At 43.9% G+C, this 18,302-nt stretch carries 7 protein-coding genes; 3 read left to right on the plus strand and 4 right to left on the minus strand.

Translation table 11 applies throughout. The features are described 5' to 3' along the window. Window positions 1-115 precede the first annotated feature (115 nt). Together LC653_RS24990 and LC653_RS24995 are read right to left on the minus strand one after the other, a co-directional pair. On the minus strand, window positions 116-8,848 hold the full coding sequence (locus LC653_RS24990; protein ID WP_229497411.1) for a non-ribosomal peptide synthetase: 8,733 nt from the start codon (window positions 8,846-8,848) through the stop codon (window positions 116-118). 1 nt (window position 8,849) lies between these two features. After that, window positions 8,850-13,874, minus strand: coding sequence for a non-ribosomal peptide synthetase (locus LC653_RS24995; protein WP_372478223.1), 5,025 nt, complete (start codon window positions 13,872-13,874; stop codon window positions 8,850-8,852). A 420-nt stretch (window positions 13,875-14,294) separates the two neighbouring features. Between LC653_RS24995 and LC653_RS46945 the strand changes: the two genes are divergently transcribed. Then, window positions 14,295-14,885: an AMIN domain-containing protein gene (locus LC653_RS46945; protein ID WP_308189137.1), complete on the plus strand. Its 591-nt coding sequence runs from the start codon at window positions 14,295-14,297 to the stop codon at window positions 14,883-14,885. 75 nt (window positions 14,886-14,960) lie between these two features. Continuing rightward, window positions 14,961-15,260 carry a hypothetical protein gene (locus tag LC653_RS25005; RefSeq protein ID WP_229497413.1) on the plus strand — a complete coding sequence of 100 codons (300 nt, stop codon included), beginning with the start codon at window positions 14,961-14,963 and terminating at the stop codon, window positions 15,258-15,260. A 15-nt stretch (window positions 15,261-15,275) separates the two neighbouring features. Here the strand turns inward: LC653_RS25005 and LC653_RS25010 are convergent, their stop codons facing one another. Both LC653_RS25010 and LC653_RS25020 read right to left on the minus strand, forming a co-directional pair. Next, window positions 15,276-17,063 (minus strand): ABC transporter ATP-binding protein/permease, encoded by a 1,788-nt coding sequence (locus LC653_RS25010; protein WP_229497414.1) that lies wholly within the window; start codon window positions 17,061-17,063, stop codon window positions 15,276-15,278. A 501-nt stretch (window positions 17,064-17,564) separates the two neighbouring features. Further along, window positions 17,565-17,885, minus strand: a complete 321-nt coding sequence (locus LC653_RS25020; RefSeq protein WP_229497415.1) for a hypothetical protein — start codon at window positions 17,883-17,885, stop codon at window positions 17,565-17,567. 87 nt (window positions 17,886-17,972) lie between these two features. Here LC653_RS25020 and LC653_RS25025 point away from each other — a divergent pair, with 87 nt between their 5' ends. Next, the gene (locus LC653_RS25025; RefSeq protein WP_229497416.1) at window positions 17,973-18,182 is read left to right on the plus strand and encodes a type II toxin-antitoxin system Phd/YefM family antitoxin; all 210 of its coding nucleotides are present in this window, start codon (window positions 17,973-17,975) and stop codon (window positions 18,180-18,182) included. The last annotated feature ends 120 nt before the right edge of the window (window positions 18,183-18,302 follow it).

Below are 18,302 nucleotides of genomic sequence, written 5' to 3' on the forward strand. Positions count from 1 at the left end.
AGTGAGCGAAGCCGAACTGTTGACTTTGATAACAGACTTTTAGCCTTAACCCAAGCGTATTGGAATATTAAATATGAAATTTTCACACCCAGACGCAGAGAGTCAGATTAAGTTTTTAGAATCGTTGATGTTCAAAATTCACCATCCCTAGCACTTGGTCTAATGTTTGTTGGTCTAAGTTTGCTAATTCAAAATCCGAGGGTGTATACCCGACATTATCGGGGGTTTGACAGTGGGTTATTATTTCTTGCAAGTAAGTGCAGAAGTTAGTAGCTAATTGGCTAATAGTTGTTTTTTGATACTGTTGACGGCTGTATATCCACTCAAATTGTAATTGCCCTGACCGCACAAAACCATTGATTTCAATGCGATAGCGTCGATGCTGTTGTGAATCTTGGGGTGTACCACTAAAGAAATCACAAAGGGTAAAGAGTAAATCTTCCCCCTGTCCCCTGTCTCCTGTCAACTGTCCCAGGTAGTTAAAGCTAACCTCGGCAGATGGAAAAGTCTGTAAGCGATCGCTGATTTCTTTGGATTTGCTAAGATAACGGAGTAGTCCGTAGTTAAATCCGCGATTTGGCACTCTCCGCAATTGTTCTTTGATAGCTTTGAGCTTTTCGCCCCAATTGTCGTTGCTTTCAACTTGCAACAATAGGGGATATATGACTGTAAACCAGCCCACGGTACGAGATACATCAATCTCTGCTGCGGGAAAATCCCGTCCGTAATTTTCCAAATCAATCAAGACTAAATCCTCTTTCGTCCATGTCGAGATTGCTTGTGTGCAAGCAGTCAATAACACATCATTAATTTGGGTGTTGTATGCTGAGGGGACTTGTTTAATTAATGCTTGTGTCTGGGCTACTGAAAGACTGATGGTAATGGCATCAGCATCGGCTACCGTGTTACTACCATCGAGATAATCTACTGGTAGGGGTTTTACTGTTTGGCGTAGGCTAAGCCCGCCGGAGGCATCGCATGATAGCCAGTAATCGAGTTCTTCTGATAAACTTGTTGATGATGAGTAGCTGTATAACTGTTTTGCCCAAGCTGCAAAAGCAGTGGTTTTTGGCGGTAAATCAATAGTTTTCCCTTGAATTAGTTGGCTTAAAGCCGTCTGCAAATCTTCTAGGAGAATACGCCAGGAAATTGCATCTACTACCAAATGATGAATCACTATTAATAGGCGAGATTCTTCACCCAAATCAAAATTAGCCACCCGCAGTAATAAACCGTGGGTAATATTTAAACTCCCTTGCAGTTGGCTAGAAATTTCTCTCATCGCCGCTTCTTGTTGCGTCGCCGATAAAGCCGATAAATCACAACAAACGTAGGGAATATCATTATTCATCTCCCCAATTGTAGCTAGCCATTCCACTTTCCCCTCCCCTTGGCCTATGACCCCCTCTAACTCCCCCTTGTAAAGGGGGAGAACCGGAATTTTCTCCCCTTGCAAAGCGGGGAGAACTGGAATTTTCTCCTCTTGCAAAGTGGGGAGAACCGGATATTTCCCCCCTTTACAAGGGGGGATTAAGGGGGGTAAATCCAGGGTTTGTGCTTCATTACCAAGATATGTGTACACCGTAGCCCCTTGGTAGGGGGAGGATGGGTGGGGTTTTGCAAACCGACTCCGCAGCACATCATGATGCTGTAATAGTTTTTTCAAGGCTGAGATGAGAATTGCTGGCTGTAATTTCTGCTTCGCCTGCAAAAACACCGCTTGATTGAAATGATGCAGATTCGCCAACTCTTGCTCAAAAAACCAATGTTGAATGGGTGTGAGTGGTAGAGAACCTGTAACTATACCTTGCTGGGCGCGGTTTGGGAAAGCAGGGGTAACAACTGCTGCTAGTTCTGCGATGGTTTGGTACTGGAAAAGCTGTTTGGGAGTTAGTTGCAACCCTGTTTGATTAGCACGGCTAATAACTTGAATTGCCAGAATTGAGTCTCCACCCAGTTCAAAAAAGTTATCATGGATGCCGACTTGAGGCAGATGCAAAAGTGATGACCAGATATTGACTAGTATCGCCTCTATATCAGTGCGTGGTAAAATTACATTTTGTTGGTTTGGTAGTTCTGGTGCTGGTAGCATCCGCCTATCTACCTTACCATTAGGCGTTAGCGGTAAAGTTTCCAGTGGGATAAAAAAGCTAGGAATTAAGTAATCTGGTAGCCGTTGTTGAAGAAATTGCCGCAGTTGAGTTGGAGAAATCGGCTGCAATTTTGCGTTTTGTACGAAGTAAGCTACAAGCTGCTTATGCTGTGATTTCAACTCGTCAGCAATTACCACACAATCTTGTACACTTGGATGTTGAGCCAGTACTGATTCAATCTCACCTAACTCAATCCGAAAACCCCGGATTTTAACTTGATTATCCAATCGTCCCAAGTACTCAATATTACCATCTCTCAGGTAACGGGCGCGATCGCCAGTTTTGTAAAGGATGGGCATTGGGAATTGGGCATTGGGCATTGGGCATTGGGCATTGGGCATTGGGCATTGGGCATTGGGCATTGGGCATGGGGCATTGGTTATTCTTTCTCCCCCTGCTCCCCCTGCCTCCCCTGCTCCCTCATCCTCCACTCCCCACTCCCCACTCCCCACTCCCCACTCCCCAATAAAGGGATTTGGTACAAACCGTTCTGCTGTGACATCTGCTCGATTCACGTAGCCACGGGCGAGTCCGTCACCTGCAATATATAATTCACCTGCGATACCGATGGGTACAGGGTTAAGATAGCGGTCGAGAATGTAAACTTGGGTATTAGCGATCGCTCGACCAATAGAAACGGTATTATTTATTTGTTTGGCATCGTTTATAACATAGCAACAAGTGAAGGTAGTCCCTTCGGTGGGGCCATAGCCGTTGATGACGCGACATTGAGGATAAGTTTCCAGAAGCTTTTTAATATGAACAGCAGATAAAACATCACCACCAGCCAATAATTGTTTCACGGCTTTCAGGCTAGCGAGATGTTCATCGACCATGAGGTGGAATAAGCCTGCTGTTAGCCAAAGAGTGGTAATTTGATATTGTGCGATCGCATTTGCTAATTCTTCTAAGGTTGGCTGCTGACTCGGCAAAATTACCAAGCGTGCGCCGTTGAGTAGCGCCCCCCAAATTTCAAAGGTAGAGGCATCAAATACAACCGACGCCGCTTGGAGTAAAATTTCATCGGCACTCAGTTGAGCATAATCACAGTTTTGCACTAACCGCACTACGCCGCGATGGGGTACACACACACCCTTAGGTACTCCTGTTGAGCCGGAGGTATACATCACATAAGCGAGATTTTCTGGTGTGGTATGGCTGACAGGGTTGGTTATGGGTTGTTGAGCAATACTTTGCCAATCATTATCAAAACAGAAAATTGGCAGTTCCAAAAATGGTAGTTTTTCAACGTATTGCTCTTGAGTTAGCAACACTTGCACTTGAGCATCCTGAATCAAAAATGCTAAACGCTCACTTGGATAGTTAACATCCAACGGCACATAAAAACCGCCTGCTTTGAGAATTCCCAATATTCCTATGAGAAAATCAACAGAACGTTCTACACAAATACCAACACCTACCTCTGGCTTGACTCCCAAAGATTTGAGATAGTGGGCAAGTTGATTCGCTTTGCTATTGAGTTCTGCATAGGTTAAAATACCCCTCCCCAACCCTCCCCTTGTAAAGGCGAGGGTGCTTGATATAGCCTCCATCCCTCCCCTTACCAAGGGGAGGGTGCCCGATAGGGCGGGTGGGGTGCATTCAATCCCATCAACACAAGCGATTACATCACCAAATTTTGCTACCTGCTCCTCAAATAACTCGTGAATACATTGAGGCGCATGATATGTTGCTGCACTACCAAAGCTAATAATTTGCTTTCTTTCTGCCTGCTTCATCAAAGATAAATCAGAAATCCGTTGTGTTGGCTCTGAAGTAATGCTTGTTAATAAAGTTTGTAAGTGTTCTGTAAATCGGGTGATTGTAGTTTCGGCAAACAAATCGCAGTTATATTCCCATTTGCCTTGCAATCCGGTGTTTGTTTGGGTGATCATCAAGGTGAGGTCAAACTTTGCCGTACCGCCATCAATTTCTAGGGGACTCCAGCGCAACCCTGTTAATTCTATTGGTTGGGCGGGGGCATTTTCTACAACCAGCATTACCTGAAATAATGGTGAGTGACTTAGCGATCGCAACGGTTGTAATATTTCAACTACCTGCTCAAATGGTACATCCTGATGAGCATAAGCTGCTAAGACAATTTCCCGCACCTGTGGCAATAATTCGGCAACGCTAGGATTATCTGCTAAGGAAATTCGCAGAGCTAGAGTGTTAGCAAAAAAACCGATTAATCCTTCAGTCCCCGGATAATGACGATTGGCAATGGGGCTACCAATAACGATTTCATCTTGATTACTATAGCGATGCAGCAGCACACTCAACGCCAAAAATATCACCATAAACAGAGTGGTGTTCGTTTCTTGACGTAGCTGCTTGATTGCTTGAGTCAGTTCTAAAGATAACTCAAAACTTTGTCGCCTACCCAGAAATGTCTGCACAGCCGGACGCGGATAATCTATGGGTAATTCCAAAAGCTTTGGAACTTCCTGTAACTGCTGCCGCCAGTATTCAAGCTGATAGTCAAATTTATTATCCTGTAACCACTGTCTCTGCCAAGCGGCAAAATCGGCATACTGAATTGCTAACTCTGGAAGAGGAGAAGGCTGTCCTTGGGAAAATGCTTGGTAGAAAGTTGCGATTTCTTGCGCTAAAACATCAACTGACCAACCATCGGTGATGATGTGATGTATGGTCAGTAACAATACGTGTTCATCTGGATGCAGATATAATAAATTGACTCGTAAAAGCGGACTCTGTTCTAAGTTAAATGGCTGCTGACTTTCGCAACGAGCAAGCTGTTCAACGGTTTGGTGCTGTTGCGATGCAGAGAGTGAACTTAGGTCAATAACTGGAATAAATATATTTACATCAAAAGATACAACTGCTATTCCACGACCATCAACGGGAGGAAAGCTGGTACGCAACACTTGATGACGACGGACAATTTCGGTAAAGCTTTGTCTGAGGATGGCAACATCTAAATTACCACTCAGACGCAATGCCGCAGCCACGTTGTAGGAAGGGTTATCTGGTTCTAATTGTGCTAAAAGCCAGAGGCGCTGTTGAGCAAAGGAAAGAGGTAAATTTTCCCTATCATACTCCCTCCCCTTAGCAAGGGGAGGGCTGGGGAGGGGTGTATTTAATGTTGATGATGCAATTACCCTCGCCAATTCAGCTATAGTTGGTGTTTCAAACACCTGCCGCAATGGTATATTTACTCCAAATACCTGCTGAATTTGGGCAATCATCCGAATTACCAACAGCGAATCTCCACCCAGAGCGAAGAAATTATCTTCAATTCCCACTGACTTTAAGTTCAACACTGTTTGCCAAATCCCTACCAACAATTCTTCGCTAGGTGTGCTAGCTGTTACATTGGGGCGAGGTAGTTCTTCTCCTTGCGGTAGCGCCTTCCGGTCAATTTTACCATTGGGAGTACGCGGCAATGCTGACAAGAAAACAAAATGGGCGGGAATCATATAACCTGGGAGACAGTTTGCCATAAATTGCCGCAAATTAGATGATTTTGCGGTTCTATCGGTTTTTTGTTGACTATAGAAGACCCCATCCTCGCTGTCGCTCTCCCTCCCCAAGGCATTGGGAGGGTTGGGGAGGGGTGCAATATAAGCAATTAAGCGTTTGTCACCCGTCATATCTTCACAAGCGACAACAGCACATTCTTGTACATCCGGGTATTGACTGAGTAACGCTTCAATCTCACCCAACTCTATGCGGAAACCCCGAACTTTTACTTGGTTATCAAATCTTCCCAGATACTCTATATTACCATCTGGAAGATAACGGACGCGATCGCCTGTTTTATAGAGACGCGCCCCTGTTATTTCACTAAATAAATCGGGAATAAATGCCACAGCCGTCAAGTCAGGTCGATTTAAATAGCCTCTAGTAACACCAATTCCCCCAATGTAAAGCTCTCCCGGCACTCCCACTGGGGTAAGATTTAAGTGTGAGTCGAGAATATAGGTTTTGGCATTCTTAACAGCTTTGCCAATTGCTAGTTCTCGCCCTATTGTCTGAACAGTTAGCCCTGACAAATCACAGGTAGTTGTCACGATTGTTGCTTCTGTTGGGCCGTAGCCGTTCACCAAGCGCACCTTTGGAACAAGCTGCTGCCAAGTGGTTAATCGTTCTGGTAAAGCTTTTTCACCGCCGATGATCACTAATCGGACAGAATCTGGTACTGTCAAATTCATAGCTAATAATTCAGCTACAAGTTGATGCCAAAATGCAGTAGGTAAATCCAGTACTGTAAGCTGCCAATCACCGCAGATTTTCAGAAACTCTGGTATTGAACTCAACATTTCGTCCGTTCGCAATACCAGCGTTGCACCCTGCACCAAACAAGGAAAAATTTCTTCGGCAGCTGCATCGAAGCTGATGGATGCAAATTGAAGAATGCGGTCGCTAGGAAATATATCATATTCAAGTATCCCAGCTTCTATATAATTTACCAAAGACTGGTGTTGAACCATAACGCCTTTTGGTATGCCTGTAGAGCCAGATGTATAGATGGCGTAAGCTAGGTTTTCAGATGTCATCTGAGTAGCCAGATTCTCCTGACTTTCTAGAGCAATCAACGAAGAGGCTCTTGGTTGGGGGCTATTAGCTGGGGGAAATGACCCCTGACTCCTGCGGTGGAGCGGAGCGGAACATGTTCTTACGTCCCCCACTTCTGTTAAGTGGTTCTCGAACAGGAATGGGTCGAATCCCCCTTTCTGTTCCTTCTCCCCAGCTAAGAGCTCCCTGCTCCCTTGCCTCTTTTTCAATTCCCAGTCTGCATCCAAGCAAAGTATAGGCGATTCCAAATCAGGTAGAACTTTTAGTAAAGATTCCTGAGTTAATAGCACCGACACCCGCGAATCTGATATCATGAAAGCTAGACGTTGTTGCGGGTAAGCTGGATCTAGGGGAACGTAAACCCCACCTGCTTTAAGAATGCCCAACAGTCCCACAATCATTGTGATTGAGCGCTCTAGGCAAATACCAACTAGAACTTCTGGTTTTACACCCAGCTTTTTCAGATAATGAGCCAGTTGATTAGCTCGTTGATTGAGTTCTCGATAAGTCAGCTGTTTATTTTCCTGTATTACAGCTACAGCATCAGGTGTCTTCTCCACCTGCGCTTCAAATAGTTGATGAATGCACTGTTGGCTAGAATATTTTTGTGTAGTTTGATTCCAGCTTTTCAATAATTCCTGTTCGTTGCTTGTTAAAATTGACAGTTGTGACAACTTTTGCCGAGGATTTGCCACTATACTTGTGAGCAGGGTTTCTAAGTGTCCGAGAAGACGTTCAATCGTCGCTTCATCAAAGCGAGAGCTTGCATAGCTGATTTGTAATAATAGCTCCGCACCAGGAATCACTGCAAGTGTAAGTGGATAGTTAGTTTGAGCAAATCCCTGCGCGTCTTGAATCTGTAAATGGCTGTTGGCAATTTTGAGAATCGATTCTATGGAAACTGGATAGTTCTCAAATACCAATAGGCTTTCAAATAAAGGTATGTCATTGGGAACCTCACTCCAGCCTTGAATTTCTACTAAGGAACTATAGGCGTATTGTTCTCTTTCTACTTGTTGAGTTTGCAACTGCTCAAGCCAAGGAATTATTTCGGCGTGGGCATCAATTTGCACTCGCACGGGTAGAGTGTTGATAAATAAACCAACGATGCTTTCCACATTAGCTAGTTCCGGGGGACGCCCGGAGACTGTTGTGCCAAATACGACATCTGTTTCCCCACTGTAGCGACTCAGAAGCAGCGCCCAAGCTCCTTGAATCAGGGTGTTGAGGGTGAGATAATGTTGACGAGCTAAGGTTTGGAGAGCCGTAGTAGTAACATCAAGCCTTCGTTGCTGCTCCCTTGTAACGGTTCCCGAGTTAGTTGTAACGGTTCCCGAGTTAGTTGTAACGGTTCCCGGGTTAGTTGTAACGGTTCCCGGGTTAGTTGTAACGGTTCCCGGTTGAGTTGTAACGGTTCCCGGTTGAGTTGTAACGGTTCCCGGTTGAGTTGTAACGGTTCCCGAGTTAGTTGTAACGGTTCCCGAGTTAGTTGTAACGGTTCCCGGGTTGCTGCTCACGTACACAAGCGGTGTAGGTGCTGTAAAACCCTGGAGGTTCTTTCGCCAATAGATTTCAGCTTCAGTCTGATTCTGCTCCTGGAGCCAGAGAATATAATTCCGATAGGCTGTGGGAAATGGTAACGAAACATCCTGTCCTTGACAAAATGCTTCATATAAGGTAAAAACTTCTTTTAACAAAATTCCATTACACCAACCATCCATTAGTAAATGATGGTGGCTCCAGACAAACTGGTAGATATCTGTCTGTAACTGAATCATTGTACAGCGCATCAGGGGAGGCTGTTGCAAATCGAAGCCCTCGGTGCGATCGCTCAAAAGAAAAGTTGTTAATTTTGCCTGTTGTTCAGCTACTTCCAGATTGCGCCAATCTAATTCTTGCCAAGGTAATTTTACATCGTTGTGTACTACCTGGAGCGGTTTTTCCAACTCTTGCCAGTGAAAAGCGGTGCGAAAAACGTTATGACGTTCTACTACACGTTGCCAAGCTTGATGAAAGGCAGTTAAATTTAGATGACCGCGAATCAGACAGCTACGCTGCTCAAAGTAAATACCAGAATTGGGATCATACAGGGTATGAAAGAGCATTCCCTGTTGCATAGGAGAGAGTTCGTAGATGTCAGCAATAGTGGTTTCCACGCTACCCCTTTTTTGGCTGCTGAAGTTTGCTAATAAACTGGTCAAGTTGCTTTTGATTCAAACGCGCACCTGCAAAATCCGATGGTGTATAACCGCCGCTTGTGGGTGATTGGCAATGCTGAATCAAAGCTTGTAGTGTTTTGATAAATTGCTGTGCTATCCGTTCGATGGTGGCAAACTTGTGTAAATTACAACTGTATCGCCACTGTACATATAGCTGAGACTGTGCTATCCAAGCGGTAACATTTAGTATATAATTACGTGAGTTCTGTGAGTTAGATAGTAATCCTGTTGATTCCCTAGCAATTCCGTGAATCCATGCTTGAGAGGAAAACAAATCTAGTTGCCCCAAGTAATTAAAACTAATATCAGATTGAGGTAGTTGTTGTAAACTTTGCCTAGTTATTTTATCTGAATTCAAATACCGTAGTAAACCGTAGCCTATACCCTTTTTAGGAATTTGTCGCAGTTGCTCTTTGACAGATTTAAGATTTGCTCCCAGGTCATTACTGCTGTCTAATTTTAAATATACTGGAAAAATTGTCGTAAACCAACCCACTGTTCGGCTAATGTCTGTGTTTGCAAACAAATCTTCTCGTCCATGACCTTCCAAGTCAACGAGTAGCGAATGCTCTAATGTCCATTGACTCACACTTTGCACCAATGCTGTCAATAACACATCATTTATTTGTGTATGATAAGCTTTTGGGACTTCTTTCAATAAGGCGCGGGTTTGGCTCTGATCTAGGTTAACGCTGATTTGGGTTTCGGAAGCTATGGTGTTGATATTTGGATGATACTCATAATCTAGTGGTAATGGAGGCGATTCTCTGGGGAGAATTTTTAACCAAGTTGCTAATTCTGCTCTCAGTTCTGCTGATTGAGCATAGTTTACCAACTGCTGCGCCCATTGTGGGAAAGATGTAGTTTTTGCGGGTAATTGTACAGATTCTTTGGCTTTTAGCTGTTGATACGCACTTCCTAAATCTGACAAAAGAATCAGCCAGGAAACGCCATCAACAACTAAATGGTGAATGATTAATAATAAGCGATCTCTAGCGAGAAGCCGCTTTGCGTCTACGCTGTAGCCATTTCCCAGTCGGAACAGCGCCACCCGCAGTAATTTTCCCGTTGCTAAATCTAGGCTGGCTTGGAGTTGGGATGCGGTTGACTCTATCAAATGCTGTTGTGTATTCTTGGGCAAACTGACCAAATCCACAACTGTTAATGAATCGTCATCAATTGATGCACTTATATGCTGTTGCCATTGGCCTGCTTGTTGAACAAAGCGCGATTCTCCTAAGGGGAGACGCGCAAAGCGCGATCGCAGCATATCATGATGGATTAGCAATTGCTCAATTGCCTGCTGTAAAATATCCGCTTGCAGGTTCGGCTCTACCTCCAATATTATTGCTTGGTTGAAATGATCCAATTTGTGCAAATTTTGCTCAAACAACCAGTGCCCAATTGGTGTGAGGAAAACTGTTCCTGTGACTTTCCCTTGTTCTGCTTGTCCTTGCAAAGTCACTTGGATGACTGTGGCTAATTCTGCGATTGTTTGGTGCCAGAAAAGCTGCTTGGGAGTTAGTTTGACACCTGCTTGATTCGCCTTTGCCACCATCTGAATGCTGAGAATCGAATCGCCTCCATGCTCAAAGAAATTATCGTTAATCCCCACATTATACCCTAAAAGCTCCGTCCATATCTGCACGAGGATTGTTTCTGTTGGTGTTCGGGGTGCTGCTTGTTGCTGCTGTTTAATTTCTGGAGGTGGGAGTTTTGTTGAGTCAACTTTCCCATTGGTTGTTAGTGGTAGTTTATCTAGCCAGACAAATGTAGAAGGCAACATATAAGCAGGTAATTTTGTTGCTAAATATTGACGCAAATCTGTTGATTCTAGGTTCTGCTGATTTCTAACAATATAAGCAATTAACTGCGGATGATTGGGGTTATCCTTTCTGGACACTACCACCGCTTCTTGTACTAGGGGATGAGCTTGTAATATTGCCTCAATTTCCCCCAATTCCACACGAAAACCCCGAATTTTAACCTGAGTATCTAAGCGTCCCAGATATTCGATATTACCATCTCTGAGATAGCGGGCGCGATCGCCTGTTTTATAAAGGATGGGCATTGGGAAGAGATCCCCCTCATCCCCCTCATCCCCACTCCCCACTCCCCACTCCCTAATAAACGGATTCGCCACAAACCTTGCTGCTGTTAACTCTGGTTGATTTAAATAACCTCGCGCTACACCATCACCACCAATATAAAGTTCTCCGGGTACACCGACGGGAACAGGTTGCAGATAGCGGTCTAAAATATAAAGTTGGGTATTAGCAATCGGACGCCCGATAGGGATATTAGTTGAGGTTGCTGGTGTTTTTGTGGCATCGTAAGTGCAACAACCAACAACTGTTTCTGTTGGGCCGTACTCATTAATTAACTTTGTTTGAGGAGAATGGGTTTGCCAAAACTCCAAGTGCTGTTTGCTCAAAGCCTCCCCGCCGATAATCAGTGCTTGGGGATGTCCGAAGAGGGTTTTTTGGGGCAAAAACTGTCTGAGAATGCCCAGATGGGCGGGAGTGAGTTTGACGAGACTCAAATTAGTTTGGGAATTGAGGGCCTTACTTAGTGCTTCGATTTCTTCAGCTTCTGGTAGCAAAACCACTGGCTTCCCAACTAGTAAAGGACTGTACAAGCTGGTAATTGTGGCATCAAAACTAATTGAGGATTGTAGAGGTACTCCTGTCCCTGCTGTCACAGGATATGCTCTAATCGCCCAGTTCAAATAATTCGCCAATCCTCGATGGGTGAGCATTGTCCCTTTGGGTGTACCTGTGGAACCGGAGGTGTAAATTATGTATGCCAGGTTGTCGCCCACAACGAGATTGACGGGATTGTGTTTGAGGTTTTGAGCAATAACTGGCCAATCTTTATCTAAACAAACCACTTGACAAGAATGTGGTAACTGGGCAGCAAATGCATCTGTTGTTAGTAGTATCGCTGGTTGAGCATCCGCCAGCATATACGCCAAACGATCGCGGGGCAATTTACTATCTAGGGGAATGTATGCTCCAGAGGCTTTGAGGACTGCTAATAAGGCGATAATTAATTCAGGCGATCGCTCTAAATAAATCCCCACTAAAGACTCTGTGGTAATGCCTTGCGATCGCAAATAATGTGCTAATTGATTGGCTTTGTTGTTGAGTTCTGCATAGGTTATTACCCCATCCTTGTATTCAGGAATTACCCCCCTTAATCCCCCCTTAGAAAGGGGGGAAACCGGAAAATCTTCTTCCCTCCCCAATGCATCGGGAGGGTTAGGGTGGGGTGATTTGATAACTTGTGTATACACTGTAGCCTTTGCAAGGGGAGCATTGCTGTCATTCTCCCTCCCCAATGCATCGGGAGGGTTGGGGTGGGGTGAAATAACAGCGACATTTTCCGGTGTCTTTTCTACCTGAGCCTCAAATTGCTGATGCAGCCATTGTTGGGGATAGTTAACTTGGGTTTGATTCCATTCTTCTAAGATTTGTCGCCGTTCTTGAGAAGTCAAAATTGGTAATTCCGAGAGACACTGTTGGGAATCAGTGACAATTGCTGTTAATAAAACCCCCAAATGCTGAATCATTCGGGCGATGGTTTGCTGATGAAATAAATCCGTACAGTACTCCAGCACCATCAACAACCCTTGGGAGCGTTCTACCAAATGGCAAGTCAAATCGAATTTGGTTGAACCTGTTTCTACCCAAGATTGCTGAATTTGTAAATCTGGTAGTAAGTTCAAGGTGGAGTCATTTTGCAACTGATATGCCTCGTTTTGCACCTGAAACATCACTTGCACTAAGGGATTATGACTCAAGTCACGCTCTGGATGTAGCGCTTCTACTACCTTGGCAAAGGGGACATCCTGATGCTTAAAAGCTCCTGCTGCTGTTGTTCGCACCCGTTCCAGGACGGTGTGAAAGCTCGGATTGCCAGATAAATCTGTACGCAAAACTAGAGTATTGACGAAAAAGCCAATTAGTGGTTCAACTTCTGAGCGATTGCGATTGGCGCAAGGCACTCCTAAAACAATCTCATCTTGGCCGCAATAGCGATGCAGCAATACTTTAAATGCTGCTAGCAACAGCATAAATAGAGTTACACCCTGCTGCTGGGCGAGGTGTTTAAGTGATTCCAGAAGCGATCGCGGTAGTAGTTCTGATTGTGTCGCACCGCGAAATTGTTGTAAAGGCGATCGCGGCAAATCTGTCGGTAGCTCTAGCATGGGCAAGTCGGCTAACTGTTTTTGCCAGTACGCCAATTGTGCTTTCATCTCTTCACCCTGAAGCCATTGTCTCTGCCACAGGGCAAAATCTGCATACTGAATCGGTAACTCTGTTAAAGATGGGTTTTGCCCCAAAGCCAGCGCCCGATAGCATTGCGCTAATTCCCGCAGCAAAATTCCCCGTGACCAACCATCAGCGATAATGTGATGTACTGTTAGTAATAGGGTAGTTCGTTGAGCCGCTAGACGAATTAATGTCACCCGCATCAGAGGCGCTATGCTTAAATCGAATGCTTGACTAGCTTCGGCTATGGCTAAACGTTGGGCTTCTTGCTGCTGTTGAGTTGGAGGTAAAGCTTGCAAATCAATAACTGGCAATTTTAGGTTGAATGTTGGTGCAATTTTCTCACAGGGTTTGCCCTCAAAAGAAGCAAAAGCTGTTCTCAAAACCTCTTGTCGCCGTCCAATTATCTGCAAACTCGCCAGCAAAATCGGAATGTCGAGTTTACCTTCTAGCTCCCAGGCGATCGCAATATTGTACGCTGGGTTATTGGGATCAAGCTGGTGCAGAAACCATAGCCTTTCTTGTGCAAGAGAAAGAGGCAATTCTTCCGTAGCCCCACGACGAGGAATAGATAATTTGCTTTTAACTTGCTGGCGTTTGAGTTGCTCAAACAGCGCCCTTTGTTCTGGAGTCAGGGCAAAGATCCGTTGGTTTAGTTGATTATTAATGCTTTCTTGTGAGGGATTCATGTCAGTGTTACCAACTTCTCGCGCCATAGAATTATAAATTTGCACACAGATATACACCTGTACTTTCGCCAGTCATTCAAGTGGTAAAAAGTTATATGATTATTTAACCAGATTATTGCAAATTTTTACTAATAAAGCTAGTAGTCTACCAATCAAATGTGATCAGGACTTACGCACGGACTACGATTTTACGTCATTACGAGCGTTCGCGGAGCGTCTCGTAGAGAAGCGAAGTAATCGCAAAAGCTTAGTTTTTCGTCACGAGTGCGTAAGTCCTAGTGATATTACTTAAGCACAATAAACAGTTATTAAGCGTATGGTAGCAGATTTAAATCAGTGAAAAGTTACCACGATGGTAATTGATAACTAAATAATTGATAGGATGTTCTATCAAAGCCGAGTAATCCAGGTGTAAGTGAGATGAAGCGATCGCTAAAAGTTTTGTTACTAACAAATTCATTTTTCGTACTATTGACAAATTTTGCCTATAGTCAAGCAAGTACCCTAGATATACAATCAACAAGCAAAAATAGTTCTCTTAACACGGACACTTTATCAGTAAAACCACTCGAACAAAGCCGGGTTTGGCAACTAAATAAAATAACATTTCCTGCTAATAACATCCAAATACTAGTGCAGTCGCCAACACCAGAAATAATGGCAGTTACAGGAGTCAAGGCGAATCGGACAGATCAGGGCGTGGAAATAATTTTACAGACATCTCTTGGGGATAAGCTACAAATCGTCAATCGCAGTGTGGGGAATGACTATATTGCAGATATTCCCAGCGCTCAACTGCGCCTACCAAGCGGTAATGCATTTGCATTCCGCTCGAACAAGCCACTGGCGAGTGTCCCGGAAATCACAGTAATTAATTTTGATGCCAATACTATTCGGATTACAGTAAAAGGTGAGGCGAGTTTACCAAATGTCGAATTGTTTGACAGCCCGGATGAGGGTTTGATTTTTGGCATCGCTGGTGCTACTTCTTCCATACCGCCGGGAAATTAAAATAATTCGTAATTCGTAATTCGTAATGACGCTCGCGGACTCGCTAACGCTGCGCTAACGTAATTAAGTTTTACAATGGGGATTTTAACCCCACCGCAAAACTTGTCGCGATTTAGAAGCGAGGGACTTAGACCCCTCAAAAATGTTAAAAATGACAACCAAAGGCAATTTGGTATAAGCAACAAATACCTCGAAGTCGTGTTGAGGTACTTGAAAATCGTGTTGAGGTACTCCAAAATCGTGTTGAGGTACTCCAAAATCGTGTTGAGGTACTTGAAAATCGTGTTGGAGTACTTGAAAATCGTGTTGAGGTACTTCAAACTTTGTCGCACCGCGATCAAGTACACAGGTGCGACGCCGAATAGCCCGCCGTAGGCATCGCTTTCAAAATTAAGCATCCTCAATCAAAGACAGCATAAAACTGCCACCACCTTGTAATTCCAGCATCCAGCGATGGAAAGAGCGCAGTGAAGAACGATGCCCAACGCTAATATAAGTGATATCCGTTTTTTGTAATAACCCATATAGTAAGGTTTGATTGTTCTCATCTAAAGCGCTCGTGGCTTCATCGAGAATCGCGTATTGTGGCGACTGCAACAGTAAGCGGGCAAAAGCCAGCCGTTGTTGTTCTCCCACTGATAGCACTCGTCCCCAATCTTCAACTGCATCTAATACCCCAGTTCGTTCAACTAAATTAGTTAAGTTTACTTGCTGCAAAACTTGCAAGAGTTCATCGTTTGCCACTACTCTATCAGAATGGGGATAAAGTAACTGCTGTCGCAAACTGCCCAGAACCATGTAGGGACGTTGGGGTAAAAATAGAAGGCGCGATGTCTTCTCTTCGAGACGCTTCTCTGCGAGAGGCTCCGCCAACGCGAACGACGGGCTGCGCCTACGCTCTGGATGAGTGATTGTTCCAGAGCCAGCATCCCATAACCCTGCTAAAGCACGGAGCAAGGAAGTTTTACCAACACCGCTTTTACCAGTAATCAGCAGAGATTCCCCAACAGCAAGGGTGAAGGATAAATCCTGTACCAAAACTGTTTGATAATCGGGGGTTTGCAGTGTGACATTCTGAAAGCTTAGACAAGCATCCTCAACCCAGTTAAGAACAATTTTTGACGCAGCAGGAGGTTGATGAAACCCTATATGTATGGTTGTTTGCAACTCATCAAGCCGAGTCACGGCTGCTGCTAAAGCACTTAGTTGCTCAAATTGACTAACAATTAAACCCAAAGCAATCAAAATACTGCGAAACGCGACTCCTGCTTGAGCAGATACACCAATTTCCAACTCACCAGAGAGAATCTGAGGAGCCAGAACCAATGTTGGTAGTAAGAATGTAATGTATTGATAGCTGTTCTGAAATAAATCTAAGCCCAACTGCCAGCGAATCAGGCGAGTAAAGTTACTAAAAACGCGCCCAAATCGCTGCCAAAGCTCTTGAGATTCCACAACTTCCCCTTGGTAGAATGCGATCGCCTCAGCATTATCCCGAATCCGAATCAAGCCATAACGAAAATCTGCTTCTCGTTTGAGTTGCTCAAAGTTAATGCTAACCAAGATGCGCCCAAAAGCTATTGTCGTCACCACTGTGCCAGCGATCGCGTAAACGATTAAAAACACCATCAACGGCTGAGAAATTCCCCACAGGAGTCCAGAGAACCCGATGAGTTGCAAAATTGAATCCGATATAACAAGAGCAAAGTAAAGGCATTGTTGAGTAAAGTTTTGAATATCTTCGGCAATTCGTTGATCGGGATTATCAATTTCAGAATAGACGGTGAGGTGATAAAAATTCTGTTGATAGAGGTATTGATTGAGAAAATAATCTGTTAACCACTGTCGCCAAAATAAACTTAGTTTCCCTTGAATATACACCTTCAGAGAAATAATCGGTACACCGATAAATAACACCCCCAAAAAGATGCCAACTGCTTGGAAAAACCGATTTTTATCTGCTGCTGCTAAGGAAGATTCCATTTCTCCTAAAAAAATACTCACTGCAATCAGTAAGCCTGTTCCCAACAGTGATAGGCAAAACAATAAAATTAGCAGTGCGTAGGCGCGCAGAGGCTTGTCGTCAGACATCGCTTTCCACTTTTGTGAAAGCCAGTAAAGTTTTCCAACTCGCCAAAACTGATGTAGGAGGCGATAGTTAAATAATTTATTCCCCAAGTGTTAATGTTCCCGATTGAATATCTACCACTAAGCGTCTGGTTTTTAACCACTGACGACCAAGTAAAATTTCCGTGACTCGTTGTCCTACGTGGACTGGAATATCAAACTCTTGCCGATCAATTTTTAGTTTACCAGCATAAATTTTAAAATTTGCTTTCCCTTATGCAGTTTGCTGTACCGTTGTCAGCAAGTAAATCCAGTCCAGCCCTTGTAAATCTTGCTCGTTATACCAATTTAATGTGAAGTTGCACATATCTCGATCCCCCTAAATCCCCCTTAAAAAGGGGGACTTTGATAGATGTTTTTCCGGTTCCCCCCTTAATAAGGGGGGCTAGGGGGGATCGAATTCTATGCAGCTTCATAAAAAATTGGTATTAATAGCTAACCAACCAGAAAAACCTGTATCTAACATTACATCAACAACTAACTCTAACTCATTGGCAGTCACAAGCTCTATCTCAAAAAACAACGCCTCCTGATCACCAAACCAGCCTTGAATTATATCGTTCCCGAAACCCCTGTATCATTAATTCTGAAGAGAAATAATGGTATAGTACCAGGGTGCTTCTGGCGAGCAACTTTCATCGCTACTTCTTCATCTTGGTCAATAAAATAATCTCCACTTTCTGGCTCAACTACCATATACCAGTTGTAGTGAGTTTCAATCACTTCTGGTTTAACGCGGTCAAAAATAAGCTGACAACGTTGGTGAAAATTTTCATCTTCTGCTCTCTTTTGCGCTTTGTGTTCTTCTGTCCACTGGATGTGAGGAAAAATTCTTCCCCGGCGTGTTGTTCGACTAGATTGTGCTTCGGTCATGGTTATCACTTTCCAATCAATATCTATTATGTTCCCACATCCAGGGCTATAGGTTAAAATTGAATGGAAGTTTTCAAGGGGATTTTCATGCAACAAGTGACCCTAGCTGAAGCCTCTGAACATCTGGCTCAATTCATTGATGCAGCTCTTAAAGGTGAGGAGATTGTCATTCTCAAAGATAAGCAACCTGTTGTTAAACTCACACCAATAGAGCCAGTCAAACGCCGTCCTGCTAAGGCTAGTAGTGGCAAAGGGTTGATATGGATGTCAGATGATTTTGATTCAAAATCATCGTAAGGATTCAGGTCTAATATTTAGGAAGTAGAGATGGGGGAGACAGATAATTATTAGAATCAACCAGTAGTGCTTGTACAAAAAAATCAATAATAGACTTGCCTTGACGACGACAAGTCTGCA

The sequence above is a fragment of the Nostoc mirabile CHAB5784 genome (assembly GCF_020829645.1).
Classification (GTDB): Bacteria; Cyanobacteriota; Cyanobacteriia; order Cyanobacteriales; family Nostocaceae; genus Nostoc; species Nostoc mirabile.

Bases quoted from the DNA above. Each gene is read 5' to 3' on its own strand.
- LC653_RS24995 (WP_372478223.1), bottom strand. From the start codon at position 13,874: ATGAATCCCTCACAAGAAAGCATTAATAATCAACTAAACCAACGGATC.
- LC653_RS25005 (WP_229497413.1), top strand. From the start codon at position 14,961: ATGGGGATTTTAACCCCACCGCAAAACTTGTCGCGATTTAGAAGCGAG.
- LC653_RS46945 (WP_308189137.1), top strand. From the start codon at position 14,295: ATGAAGCGATCGCTAAAAGTTTTGTTACTAACAAATTCATTTTTCGTA.
- LC653_RS25020 (WP_229497415.1), bottom strand. From the start codon at position 17,885: ATGACCGAAGCACAATCTAGTCGAACAACACGCCGGGGAAGAATTTTT.
- LC653_RS25025 (WP_229497416.1), top strand. From the start codon at position 17,973: ATGCAACAAGTGACCCTAGCTGAAGCCTCTGAACATCTGGCTCAATTC.